The 13,143-nt window shown below is 63.3% G+C and carries 10 protein-coding genes; all 10 read left to right on the plus strand.

What is annotated here, in order from left to right; all coding sequences use genetic code 11:
- Positions 1 to 59: 59 nt before the first annotated feature.
- The gene (locus GGR03_RS17230; RefSeq protein ID WP_183209974.1) at positions 60 to 1,562 is read left to right on the plus strand and encodes a glucosamine inositolphosphorylceramide transferase family protein; all 1,503 of its coding nucleotides are present in this window, start codon (positions 60 to 62) and stop codon (positions 1,560 to 1,562) included.
- Between the two features lie 609 nt (positions 1,563 to 2,171).
- Positions 2,172 to 3,461: an FAD-dependent oxidoreductase gene (locus GGR03_RS17235; protein WP_183209975.1), complete on the plus strand. Its 1,290-nt coding sequence runs from the start codon at positions 2,172 to 2,174 to the stop codon at positions 3,459 to 3,461.
- Between the two features lie 50 nt (positions 3,462 to 3,511).
- Positions 3,512 to 4,240: a glycosyltransferase gene (locus GGR03_RS17240; RefSeq protein WP_183210091.1), complete on the plus strand. Its 729-nt coding sequence runs from the start codon at positions 3,512 to 3,514 to the stop codon at positions 4,238 to 4,240.
- Positions 4,241 to 4,296: 56 nt separating this feature from the next.
- Positions 4,297 to 5,436, plus strand: coding sequence for a glycosyltransferase family 4 protein (locus tag GGR03_RS17245; RefSeq protein ID WP_183209976.1), 1,140 nt, complete (start codon positions 4,297 to 4,299; stop codon positions 5,434 to 5,436).
- Complete coding sequence (locus tag GGR03_RS17250; RefSeq protein ID WP_183209977.1) at positions 5,436 to 7,409, plus strand: hypothetical protein; 1,974 nt, start codon at positions 5,436 to 5,438, stop codon at positions 7,407 to 7,409. Before GGR03_RS17245 ends, GGR03_RS17250 begins: the two co-directional genes overlap by 1 nt.
- Positions 7,396 to 8,145 (plus strand): hypothetical protein, encoded by a 750-nt coding sequence (locus GGR03_RS17255; protein ID WP_183209978.1) that lies wholly within the window; start codon positions 7,396 to 7,398, stop codon positions 8,143 to 8,145. The genes GGR03_RS17250 and GGR03_RS17255 overlap by 14 nt, the downstream gene beginning before the upstream one ends.
- Positions 8,146 to 8,198: 53 nt before the next feature.
- Positions 8,199 to 9,440: a glycosyltransferase gene (locus GGR03_RS17260; protein ID WP_183209979.1), complete on the plus strand. Its 1,242-nt coding sequence runs from the start codon at positions 8,199 to 8,201 to the stop codon at positions 9,438 to 9,440.
- A complete protein-coding gene (locus tag GGR03_RS17265; RefSeq protein ID WP_183209980.1) occupies positions 9,431 to 10,765 on the plus strand; it encodes an oligosaccharide flippase family protein in 1,335 nt (444 codons plus the stop codon). The genes GGR03_RS17260 and GGR03_RS17265 overlap by 10 nt, the downstream gene beginning before the upstream one ends.
- An 11-nt stretch (positions 10,766 to 10,776) precedes the next feature.
- Positions 10,777 to 11,916, plus strand: a complete 1,140-nt coding sequence (locus GGR03_RS17270; protein WP_183209981.1) for an acyltransferase family protein — start codon at positions 10,777 to 10,779, stop codon at positions 11,914 to 11,916.
- Between the two features lie 86 nt (positions 11,917 to 12,002).
- On the plus strand, positions 12,003 to 12,731 hold the full coding sequence (locus GGR03_RS17275) for a class I SAM-dependent methyltransferase (RefSeq protein ID WP_246368115.1): 729 nt from the start codon (positions 12,003 to 12,005) through the stop codon (positions 12,729 to 12,731).
- Positions 12,732 to 13,143: the final 412 nt, after the last annotated feature.

The following is a 13,143-nucleotide window of genomic DNA, read 5'->3' on the forward strand; positions in this document are numbered from 1 at the left end:
CGAAAAACCCTCGGGGATGGCTTGCTTGATCATCAGAGCGTGGCGGCCGGAGGCGTCGTATGCGTATCGTGCTGAGATGTGATCCTTCGCGGCTCCTGCGCTGGAACCTCTGGGTCGCGCAATCTCTTGCTGAAATGCCCGGCAACGAGATCTTCCTCAGCTTCTCGACACACCGCCGTCCACTCCCTCCTTCCTGCCGAATGCTCGTGGAATTCGAGCGGCTCATCTTCGGCTCGCGAGGTGACGGGGCTACCGATCCGATCGAAGATCAGCTCCGGATGTTTCCTCCACACCCGGGGGGCGAGATCGATGTTCTCGTCGATTTCAGCGGCGGAGGCATCCTGCCAGCTGCGGGCCGCGTCCTCACACCGAGCTTCAACGGCGTCCCCGGCGAGGTCGGGACGATGGCGGCCCTGGCTGGCGATCAGGAACTGCTGGTCGAGCTATACGACACGGCCCGCCCCGCCGAGCCCTGGAGGGCCCATCCCGCGAGTGCCGACCGGGAGCTCTTTTCCGCCAGTCTCGACGGCGTCCTCGCCTGCGCGGCCGAACTGATCGCCAAGGCCATCCGCGTCGGTGCCCGCGTGGGATCCGGCCCGGACTTGCCGATGCCGCGCGGAGTGACGTCCCCCGCTTTATCTGTTCTCTGCCTCGCGCATGCGGCGCGCATGTCGGCTCGAAAAGCGACCAAACTCCTCGATGTGCTGCTGCGGAGAGGAAGTAGCTGGACGATCGGCTGGCGGCTCGATGAAACAGCCAGCCTGCTCGACAAGGGCGAGGCAGCATTCCAGGTCCTCACCGGCGGCGGCGAGAGCTATGTCGCCGATCCCTTTCCCTTCCGTCATCAATCGCAGAATTATATCTTTCTTGAGCTCTTTCCCTACGCGTCCAACCGGGGGTGCATTGCGGTCGCGACGGTCGAGCGGAACGGCATGGTCAGCACGCCTCGTATCGTCCTTGAAGAACCGCACCATCTTTCCTACCCGTTCGTGTTCGAGCATTCGGGAGAGATCTGGATGATCCCGGAGTCGGGGGCATCCAGGAGTGTCTATCTCTACAAGGCCGAACCGTTTCCTCACCGGTGGACCCGCGTGGCTTGCCTTGCCGAAGGGCTGGAAGCCTATGACGTCACACCGCTCTTCCAGCGCGACAAGCTTTGGTTTTTCGCCAGCCTCCGATCATGGAAATCGACAGCGTGGGACATGCTGGGCCTCTACCGTGCGGAAGGTCTCACCAAACCGTGGCGGGCGCATTTCAAGAATCCCGTGACGATCGATGCGGCGTGCAGTCGCCCGGCAGGGGCGTTGTTCCAGCGAGGCGAATGGCTTCTGCGACCCGTCCAGGATTGCAGCCGCTTCTATGGCGGCGGACTGACGTTCTTCCGGGTGGACGCGCTCAACAATCTGACTTTCGAGCAAACCCCAGTCGGCCGCATCGTGGCCGGTACGTCCGGGTGTCACACCTACAACCGACATCACGGGCTGGAAGTGATCGACCTCTTCGGGCGGTTCCGAGAAGGCCAGGAGACCTCAATCGCCTACCAGCCAACAAACCCGTGCTGAAAGGTCGACACCATTCGGGCGGGCAACACCTTGTTCGGTCGCGATTATCTCGAGCTCCCATGTCGCTCGCATCGAGTGTTGGTGGCGGTATGGGCCGAGCAGCGGAAGGCATGGACAAAACCACCAGGCTACTCAGCCGGAATCGCTGAGGCAGCACCACGTCACCGCGACGGAGTACTCCAAACGTCCAGTGGCGCTGAGAAACATCGTCGACGATACGAACTGCGCGCCCGAACTTCTGACGGATCTCGGGGCGACGCGGTTTCCAACAAGAGGCCGAGACCTTGGCGTTCAGCCTAAGCCGCTGAACAAGCGAAGAGATGCCAATAGGCTCCTGTCGCGATAGACGCACCCTGCGTCGACGACGCGCCCAAAATCTAGCAATACCCCTGGATGATATATTGGTTACATAGTGGCCAAAGAAAAATCCTATAAAATAAACAAAATGTACTCGGGTTAATGCCTGCAACTTAGGTATTAACCATTGTTAACGGATTGCCGCCTCCCGGCCCAGCGATGATGTTCGGAACCATTCAGCGGGTGGGGCTTCAACAACGAACGCTCACTGTGCCCTCAACTCGGCTGTCCGCTTGCACGCAGGAGCATGCCTTGACCAGATTGAGCACGACGGATGTTGCGATCATCGGAGCGGGTCCGTATGGGCTAGCGCTGGCAGCGCATTTGCAGACGCGCAATGTCGAGTATCGTCTTTTCGGTGAGACGATGGCGGCCTGGAAGAACAACATGCCTGCAGGCATGTTGTTGAAATCCTATCCCTGGGCCTCAAGCATACCAGGGCCGGACGCGCAGTTCTCCCTCCGAAGCTTCTGCGCCGAGCGCGGGTATCCCTATCATGACGAGTTGATACCGCTGCCGCTCGACCGGTTCATCGAGTATGGCGAAGCTTTCCAGGAACGCTTCGTGGCTGGTTCTTGCGAGAAGAGAACGTTGACGTCGCTGGAACCGGGTGCTGACGGGTTTCGCGTCAGGTTTGCCGACGGCGAGACCGTCGACGCCCGCCGGGTCGTCATTGCCGTCGGCTTGCGCCCTTTCCGGCACCTGCCGGAGGATGTCGCGCAGCTGCCGTCGCAGCTCCGCTCGCACAGCAGCGATTATGGCTCCCTGGAGCACCTCGATGGCAAGGAAACCGTCGTCGTCGGCAGCGGGGCATCCGCGACCGATCTCGCGGCATTGCTTCACGAACGGGGAATACGCACGACGCTTGTGGCGCGCCAAAGCCGACTACGCTTTGCGTCACGCCCTCGACCCCGGACGCTGGTCGAGCGCCTGACCGCTCCAACCAGTGGAATTGGGCAGGGCTGGTCACTGGCAATATGCGCCAAGTATCCGCAGCTGATCCATCTTCTGTCCGAGGAGGCACGCTTCGGGCTGGCCTACGGCAAGGCCCTTGGACCATTTGGCAGCGCCTCCGCGAAGGAACGAGTGGCTGGAGTGCCGCTTCGGCTTGGCCAGACGATTTGCTCCGCCGATGTTCGGGGCGACAGGGTCGAGCTGATGCTGGCTGATGCCGCCGGACAACGGCGGGTCCTTCAGGCCGATCACGTCATCTATGCCACCGGCTACAGGATCGACGTGAGCCGTCTGGGCTTCCTGAGCCCCGCGATCCTCAACCATCTTCGCCTGACAGGCGGAGCGCCGACACTGACACGAAACTACGAGACGTCGGTTCCCGGCCTGCACTTCGTCGGTCCGGCCGCGGCGCCGAGCTTCGGTCCGGTGTGCCGCTTCGTCTACGGCAGCCGATACCCCGCCCGGTACCTCGCTCATTATCTGGCGACCGACCGGAAGCGGGTCCCGAGGTTGCGTTTGCCCCCGCCGGCCAAAGCCAGCGCTTCGCCGGAATTCCTCTTGGAGCGTGAAAGCGAGGTGCTGTCGTGAACATCCTGGTTCCAAACGACCTTTCGTCGACCGGCGCTCTGGCGTCGCCTGTGGCCGGAGCGGCGCCGTCGCTGCCTTTGCCGCGCGTCAGCTTCGTCATCCCGACCCTCAACGAGGCGAACAACCTGCCATGGCTTCTGCCACGTATCCCCAGCTGGGCCCACGAAGTGGTCATCGTGGATGGCCGATCGACGGACGATACCGTCATGGTCGCCCGCCGGCTTCGCCCGGATGCAACGATCGTCATGGAGGGCCGCCGTGGCAAGGGCGCAGCCTTGCGAGCGGGCTTCGCGGCCGCCACCGGCGACATCATCGTCATGATCGATGCAGATGGTTCGATGGTTCCCGAGGAAGCCGTGGTCTTCGTCGGTGCGCTGATGGCCGGCGCCGATCTGGTCAAGGGGTCGCGCTTTCTGCAAGGCGCGGGCACCGGCGACATGTCGTTCGTCCGGATGCTCGGGAACTGGGGCCTGACACTGACCGTCCGCATACTCTACGGCGGCGTGTTTTCCGATCTCTGCTACGGGTACATCGCCTTCTGGAGAAAGCACGTCGCGACACTGGACTGCGACTGCGACGGGTTCGAGATCGAGACACTGATCAACGTGCGCGCGCTCAAGAACCAGCTGGCGATCGTCGAGGTGCCGAGCTTCGAGGCTCCGCGCATCAGTGGCGAAAGCAATCTGCATGCGATCAGGGATGGCTGGCGCGTCCTGACTACCATTCTGCGTGAACGCGTTCTGGCGCCGGCCCCGCTCGTCCAGCACGGGATGCCGTGAGCGGCAGGGCAATCACGGAATCTGCTTGAAGCGCCTTCCTGTACTCCGAGGTACCGATGCGTATCCTGATGGTCGCCGCCCGGTGCCATCCCTTGATGGGTGGTATCGAAACCCACATTCAAGAAGTCGGGCCCCGGCTGGTGTCGCGCGGGCACGAGGTCGACATTCTCACGACCGATCCGACAGGCGACCTTCCGGTGGAGGAGACTGTCCGTGGCATGCGGCTCCGGCGCGTGCCGGCATGGCCGAAAAACCGCGACCTGTACATCGCCCCGGCCATCTACCGAGCGATCAGGGAGGGGGAATGGGACGTCATCCATTTCCAGGGCTACAGCACGTTCGTGGCGCCGATCGGCCTCTGCGCGGCCCTTCAGAGCGGCACTCCTTTCGTCCTGACCTTTCACAGCGGGGGGCACTCCTCGCGCCTGCGCAACATGGTTCGTCGACCTCAACACGCTCTGCTGCGTCCCTTGGTGAACCGCGCTGACCGGCTGATCGGTGTCTCGCAGTTCGAAGCGGATTTCTTCAGTGCCAGGATGGGCGTGCCGCGGGAGCGCTTCATCGTCATCCCGAATGGCGCGGCAATGCCCCGCGCAAGTACAGGCGTCAAAGTAGATCCGCATCTCGTGCTCTCCGTCGGCAGGCTGGAGCGGTACAAGGGTCACCACCGGATCGTCGCGGCGTTTCCCGAACTTCTCCGGCGCATTCCGGATGCCCGCCTGCACATCGTCGGAACCGGGCCCTATGAGGAAGACTTGCGGCGCCTGGTCGAGATGCTGGGGCTCGAAAAGCGAGTCACGATTTCCGCCATTCCAGGATCCGACCGGCAGCGTATGGCCGATCTCCTCGCGGGAGCCGGACTTTTTGCGCTGTTCAGCGAATACGAAGCTCACCCCGTCGCCGTAATGGAAGCGCTGGCGCTGCGCCGGCCGGTCCTTGTGAGTACGACGAGCGGGCTGCTGGAACTGGTCGAAAGGGGGCTTTGCCGCGGTGTTCCCATCGACTCCTCGGCGCAGGTGCTGGCCGCGGCCATCGCCGAGGAGCTGTCGTCCCGCCGGCAAGTTCCCGACATGGTTCTGCCGGACTGGGAGGCCTGCGCCCAGGCGCTCGGCGACGTGTACCGGGAAGTTGCGGGCGGTTCGACGCCGGTGCGGCTTCCGCTCGAGGTGGGAATGCCGCCTGCAGAGCCCGCGTGATGTCGACCATATCCGCCGACAACGCCGCAAGGACCGAGGCAAGGACGTTCCGGAGCCGCTTTCGGCTGATCGAGACCCTCATCGGACCTGATCTCGGCGAGCCGGCCAAGGGCGAGGCATCCCGCTCGATTAATTTTGGTTGGGTCTCGGCGCTTTGCCTGGTTGTCGCGGCCGGGCTTCTGCTTGTCGTCGCGGGGCAGGGTGCCGGACGTCGGGGCGAAGGCGCCGCCTCCTTGCTGTTCTGGTCCGGCGTGATCCTCGTGGTGGTCCCGACGACGTTTCGGATCTCGTGGCCGATGGTCGCGCGGGGGGAGCGCCTCTTCCTGCTCTTCCTCCTTGCGGGAGGGCTCTTCTACTACAAGAGCGTCTATGCGCCGACGAGCTTCAGCGATCACGACGAGTTCCTGCACTGGATCGCGACCGACTACCTGACGACGGCCGGCCGACTGTTCGCCTCCAACCCGCTGCTTGATGTCGGGCCGGACTACCCTGGCTTGCAGATCTTGACGTCGGCGATCGTCGAGATGACCGGGCTGCCGGTGTTCGTGGCGGGGACGCTGCTCCTGGCAGTGCTGAGATGCGTGTTCGTCGGCGCGCTGTTCCTGCTATTCGAGAGCATCACCGGATCCGCCCGCCTCTCCGCCATCGCCTGTCTGGTCTATATGGGCTGCTCGACTTACGTCCAGTTCACGTCGAAGTTCTCCTATGAGAGCCTCGGCATCGTGCTGTGCCTCCTTGGCTTCGCGATCGAGGCAGCCTCGAGGAACCGCGATGACGTCTCCCGGCTGAGGGCAGCCGTGCTGATCGTCGTTCTGCTGGCGGGACTTGCGGTCACCCATCACCTCAGCGCCACCTATGCGATCATCTATTTCGTGGCTATTGCCATTCTCGAGGTTCTGCGCCGCGACGCCTCGCGACGCGACGTGACGATCGCGGCTGTCCTGGCCCTCTTCGCCGTCGCCTTGCCGCTCGCGTGGATGGGTGTCCGCGGCAACCCGGTGGTCAATTATCTGGGTCCGGTGATCGAAGGGGGGCTCGAGGCTCTGCTCCAGCGGCTCGACAGCCTGTCCGATACGACCCGCCCGACAGATCCCTTGGGCATACCGCCGCAACCGCTCGGAACACGGCTGACGACGCTCGTCGCCGTTCTGCTTCTGGCGCTCGGCCTGGCGACCGGGTTCTTCCGGTCCCTGGCCTTGGCCGTCAAGGCGGCCCCGAGCAGTGGTTGGAAACCGATCGCCAAGATCTTCGAGCGACGCTGGCGCGACAGCCGCTCCTTGTTCCTGACCGTCCTGGCCTTCGGGTTTCCGATTGCCATGGCCTTCCGGCTGACGGTCGGCGGATGGGAAATCGGCAATCGCATGGGAACGTTCGTCTTCTTCGGAGTCGGGCTAGTGGTCGCGGTGAGCCTTGTCCATTTCTGGCAAGGCCCGGCACCGCGCGGATGGCGTCGTGTGCTGCCGGCGTCTGCCTTGGCGGTCATCGTCATGGCCGGCGTGACGGCCTCTTCCCTCAATCCGATCCGGGGCCCCTACAGGGCAGGGGCTGACTCGGAGTCGATGGAGCCGATGGCCATCCAGGCGGCGCGATGGACGCGGGAGTGGTTGGGCGTAGGGAACGGCTTCATCGCGGACCGCGTCAATCGGCTGCTGCTGGCCGGCTATGGCCAACAGGACGTCAGGGTCGACGTCGTCGATGGCGTCGCGACCGCACGAATTTACGAGGCCGAGCAACTGGAGGGCGACAATCTCTACGCCTTGGCGCGAAGCGACATCGACTTCCTGCTGGTCGATATGCGCCTTTCCCAGTCCAGGCCGGTTTTCGGCTTCTATTTCGAGCCGTGGGACTCGAACCGCGAAGCACTGCTGCCGGAAGCGTTGCTCAAGTTCGATAACGTCGACGGCGTCGTCCGCATCTACGACAATGGCTGGATCAGGATCTACGACGTGAGGGGCTTGCATGAACCCCTCTGATAATCGGCATCTTCTCGCTGCATGCATCTGGGCCGCGGCAACGGTCATCGCCGTCGCCTCCAGCGACAGCAGCCTTCTTCGCACCCTCCTGGGTATACCGCTTGTACTCGTAGCTAGCGGCCACGCGCTGCTGAGGGCCGCAGGCTACAGAACCGGGTCGACGCTTGAAGATCTCGTTTGCATGGTCGGGATGAGTCTCGTAGCGGGAATTGCCGGCGGCTTCTTCCTCCATTCATCAGGCCTGCTGACCCCGTTGGGATGGGCCGCCTGGTTCGGAACCGTCGTCGTCTTGGCTTCGATCATTGCCGCGCGACGCCGCAGCGCTTCCGATTTGCCGGAATGGCAGTGGCCTGAAGGCCTGCGAGCAAGGCATGTCTCGGCATTCCTCTTCGCGGCGCTGCTTGCCACAAGCGCCTATGCGGTCGCCGTGCACGACGAAGCCGCTCAGAAGCAGTTCGAGTTTACCGAACTGTGGATCCTCCCGTCGGCGGATGGCCAACTCTCCGTCGGTCTGCGGAGCGGCGAAGCGGAAACCCAGCATTTCGACCTGGAAATCACCATCGACGGCCGCCCGTTCGCGATCTTTCCGTCACTGGCAGTCGCTCCCGGCGAGTCGTGGACGCGGCAAGTTCAGGTGCCAAGAGAGGCCAGGCCGCAGAACGCCGAGGCCAAATTGCTGAAGCTCGCCGACCTGCAGCTTTACCGCCGTGTTTCCGCGCTGGTGCCGGGATCCTGACGTAACGGAGGCAGTCCATGCGTATCCTGCTGCTCTCGCAATTCTATCCTCCGGTGATCGGCGGCGAGGAGCGGCATGTCCGCAACCTCGGCGCAGCGCTGGCCAAGCGGGGCCATACGGTGGCCGTGGGCACGTCGCGGCATCCCGGTTCGCCAGAAGTGGAATGGGACGGCTCGGTCCGCGTGCATCGACTGCCCGGTACGCTGCAACGACTGGCGGCCATTCATGCCGATCCTGAGCGCCCCCATGCGCCGCCTTTCCCCGATCCCGAGCTGGCGTCAGCTTTGAGGCGTCTGGTGGTGCAGGAGAGCCCGGACGTCGTCCATGCCCATAACTGGATCTACGCCTCGTTTCTCCCGGTCAACGTGACCAACAGAATTCCGCTGGTGGTCACGCTCCATGATTACGGGCTGGCCTGCGCGAAAAAGAACCTGATGCACAGGGGCACGCAGCTTTGCAGCGGCAGGGCGCTGACGAAATGTATTCCCTGCGCATCCCGCCACTACGGGGCGTTGAAGGCGACCGCCGTCACGCTGGGAAACTGGGGTACCAGTTTCCTTGCCCGCCGGGGCGTGGACCGCTTCATCCCAGTCAGCCATGCGGTAGCGCGCTATACCAATCTCGCCGGGACAGGGACGCCCCACGAAGTCATTCCGAACTTCGTGCCCGACGAGATCGGGGTGCCTGGCCCCGAAGAACCGTGCCTGGACAAGCTGCCCGCCGACGGCTTCATCCTCTTCGTTGGCGACATGATGCGGCTCAAGGGAATCGAGGTTCTTCTTGAAGCCTATGCCAGGCTGGAGCGGGCGCCACCGCTGGTGCTGATCGGGCGCCGGACCCCCGACACCCCATCGAGGTTCCCGCCCAACGTCCACGTTCTCGGCACCTGGCCGCATGCCGCGATCATGCACGCGTGGCGGCGCTCGCTCTTCGGCGTCCTGCCGTCGACGGGTCCGGAGGCTTGCGCCACGGTCGTCATGGAAGCGATGGCTTCGGGCAAGCCTGTCGTCGCCTCCGATATCGGCGGCATGCCGGATATCGTCGACCCGGGCGAAACCGGCCTCCTCGTGCCGCCCGGCGACGCTTCGGCGCTTGCTCGGGCCATGCAGCGCCTCCTGGACGATCCAGTGCTTCTGGCGCGACTGGCGATAACCAGCCTCGCCCGGGTGCAGGACCTGAAATCCACCGCCGTGGTCGGCCGGATCGAGCAGGTCTACCGAGACGTCCTGCGGGAGGCCGCTGGCGTTCAGCCTGTGGTGATGCGCGAGAATCTGGGAGAACCGTCGTGCTTCTAGAGCGGGTCAAGACGGCGATCGGGCAACTGCGTGAGGCCATCCAGAAAAGCACGACGCTCATCGTCAATTCCGGAGCTCTGGCGGTCGGAACGCTCGCTGCGGCGGTACTCGGCTTCGTCTACTGGTGGCTCGCGGCGCGGTTCTTCCCGCCGGAGGCGGTCGGCCGGGCTTCGGCTCTTCTCTCCGTCGTCGGGCTTGCCGGCGTCCTGAGCGAGGCGGGCATCGGTACCTTGCTGATCGGCGAAAACGGTCCTCGGCGAAGCAAGGGTCCGCAGCTCGTCAGCGCCGCGACTCTGGTTGGGCTCGCGCTGGCGCTCGTCCTCGCGCTCGCGTTCGTCGTCGGCCAGACGCTGGTTCTCGGTCCGGCCGCTCCGATCAATGGCTGGATCGTTGGCGCCGCCTTTTTCTTCGGTTGCGGCGTGACGGTCGTCAGCATGCTGTTCGAGGATGCGCTGATCGGCAACCTGAACAGTGTTGGCAGGATGGTCCAGCAGGTGCTGTTCTCGCTGCTCAAGCTTGCGCTGATCGCTGCTGCTGTGGTCGTGGGCTATGTTTCGGACGCGGCCATTCTCCTGACCTGGGTGGCAAGCCTTCTGGCAGCCTGGATTGCTTTCGACCTCCTCTCGCGGGGCGGAATGCGGCGGCTCGTCGGTCGCCCCGATTTCAGGCTGCTTTATCGGCTTCGGCGCGAGACCTTCGACCACTACGCACTCGATGTCGCTCTCCAGGCGCCGGGCATCATCATGCCGTTCCTCGTGCTGGTTCTGCTATCGCCGGCGACCACCGCCGCCTTCGCGTTGTTGTGGATGCTGGTCACGACGGCCGCGGTGATCCCCGCAGTGGCGGCGACGGCTCTCTTCCCCGTGGTCAGGTCGAACCCGGACCAGGCCGGGCACAACATCCTGGTGTCGCTGTTCGGATCGTTTCTCGTCTCGCTCGCCGGCGCCGTCGTCATCCTGGTCTATTCGCAGGAAATCCTCGCCTTCTTCAATCCGGCATATCCCGATATCGCCGGCTCCAGCCTCCGCTTACTCGGCTTCAGCCTCCTGGGGTTGACGCTCAAGTATCACGCGTGCGCGCTGGCGCGGCTCAACGACCGGATGCGCACGGCGGCGTACTGGTTCGCGATCGGCGGCTTACTGGAAGTCTGCCTCGCGGTGGCAGGCGCCCAACTCGGCGGACTCCAGGGACTGGTTCTCGGATGGACGCTTGCCGTCATCATCGAGGGCGCATGCGCGGCGGCTTTCCTTGGCCTCGTGACCAAGCTGAACGCTGCGCCGGGTTCCCTGCAAGAGAATCCGGCTCCGTCGCCGCTCCAGACGTGAGGGCTGGGCTCGTGCGGCAAGCCTATAGACGGCAACTGGACGGACTGCGGGCAATCGCCATCGGGCTCGTCTGTATAGAGCACTTCGGCGGGCCCTGGATCCGCGATCATTTCCCGATCGGGGCAGGCGCCCTCGGGGTGCACCTGTTCTTCGTCCTGAGCGGGTTTCTGATCACGCGCAACCTTCTGGCAAGGCTGGAAGATCAACCAGCCGGCGATGTCGTCCGCAGATTCTACATCGGCCGTGCCATCCGGCTCATGCCGGCCTACTACCTGACGCTGCTGGTCCTCTTCGCGCTGGGTGTGCCCGAGGTCAGAGACTTCATGCTGTGGCACGCTGTCTACGCGAGCAACTACCTCGCCGCCACGGGTGGCCCGCTGCTGGTGTTCTGGTCGCTGGCGGTGGAGGAGCAGTTCTATCTCCTCCTGCCTGCCCTTGTTCTTCTGTCCGGGCGCAATGCCGTCAAGGTGGCCGTCCTGCTCATCGCAACGGGCTTCCTGCTGCGCAACCTCGTCCTGGCGACCCCCATCGACCCCTGGTCGTTCGAACTCTCGCTCTTCGGAAACTTCGAAATTCTGGGTCTCGGAGTGCTGATTGGGGGGCTCTCCTATGCTGCAGCACAGGCGGGACGGCCGTTGCAGCCAGGCCCCGTCTGGCGTTGGACCGGCATCGTCTGCATCGTGTTCCAAGGCGTGGCATGGTATCTTTGGGGTGATGGCGTGGTACGCCACCTTACCTTCAATCTGTCCGTCGGGATCTTCTTTGCATGGCTGGTCGCCAGAGCAGACGCTGATCTGCAGGGCCCGCTCGCGTGGTTCAGCAATTTCAGCCTCATTCGCTTCATCGGCAAGATTTCGTACGGCATCTATCTGACGCACGTCTTCTTTCTGGGGATCTTCCAGTCCGACACCGTGATCAGCCATCTCGGCGTGGTCCCACTCTGGGCTCAGGCAGTGATCGCCATCGCTCTGAGCCTGCTCGTGTCCACGGCTTCATGGTTCTTGATGGAATCGCCGCTGCTCAGATTGAAGAACCGCGTGCAGGAGAGCCCCGGCCATGAACCCGTGACCGTCGGCGGCGACCATGCCGAAACGTCGTCCCTCGACGATCTTGCGCATCCATCGACGCTCCCGCGGCAACTTCACACATGAGGAGGATAGCCATGATGACAAGCGCCACGTCGCTGCCGAGGGCAAGGAGCGCCCCGCGCTACCCCCATCCAGGCGGCTCGACAGCCATGGAGGTCAACCTCAATTACAGACTGGGCAAGCTGAAGAAGATGGGCCTGCTGCGAGGCGTTTGGCTGGATTGCGGCTGTGCCGACGGCGGCTACACGGAGGCGCTGGTTGCTTGGGGCGCCGCCAGGGCCATCGGTATCGATCCCGAACAGTCCCGGATCGATCAGGCTAATCTTCGCAAGCAGGAGAACGAGGCGACGTCCGGTCGACGCCCGGGCTTGACCGAATATCATTGCAGCACTGACAACTTCCCCTTGTCCGACGCCTCAGTCGATGCGGCCTTGATGAATGAGGTGCTGGAGCACGTCTCTGACGAGACGGCGACGCTTCGAGAGATACGTCGGGTTCTGCGGCCCGGCGGGCATATCGTGGTGATCAGCCCCAATCGCTGGTTCCCTTTCGAAGGGCACGGCATGCAGTTCCTGGGCCGGGATTTTGGGTTTCCCGTTCCAGTGCTTCCCTGGCTGCCTAGCGCATGGTCCTCGCGAGTTATGGCGGCGCGCAACTATTGGCCGCACGAGTTGCGCGAAGTGGTGGCAGCCGCAGGTTTCGAAATCGAATTGGTCGACTATGTTTTGCCAGTGTTCGAATACTACCGGTGGCTGCCGAAGAGTGCGATATCGGCCTACCGACGGATGATGCCGCTCATCGAAAAGACGCCTCTACGCAAGTTCGGCGTCTCAACGCTTGTATTGGCCAGGCGGCCCCTTGAGGGTGCGGATAGGTGAGGCCGGATGGCGGAGAGTTGGCAGCAGGAGGATCTTCACAAGTCGATGGCTTCAAATGCTGCTGCTATCGCAGTCTTCTCGCTCAGTGATTAGTTTGAGCATCTCATATTGTAGAGCCTTTCTGATTGCTCACTATATCCTCAGACGCACAGAATTTGTATCGAGCTGCAGCATCGGCCACGCTATACAAGTGCTCAAATACGTGTAAGTAGATGACTACTCGATCATAATGGCGAGGGGTCGATGGACGTGTGTCGCGATGCGGCGTCATGACCAGCGACGAATACCCGGAGAAGTAGCAACGCTTTTTGGAACGGGTCCATGGTCGGCTACAGAACAATTTATAGTGATGCTCTGTGGGCTCCATGCGACCCCGAACCGTTGGCGCCTGACTATGCGGCATGTCTGCAGC

Source organism: Aurantimonas endophytica (genome assembly GCF_014196845.1).
Classification (GTDB): Bacteria; Pseudomonadota; Alphaproteobacteria; order Rhizobiales; family Rhizobiaceae; genus Aurantimonas; species Aurantimonas endophytica.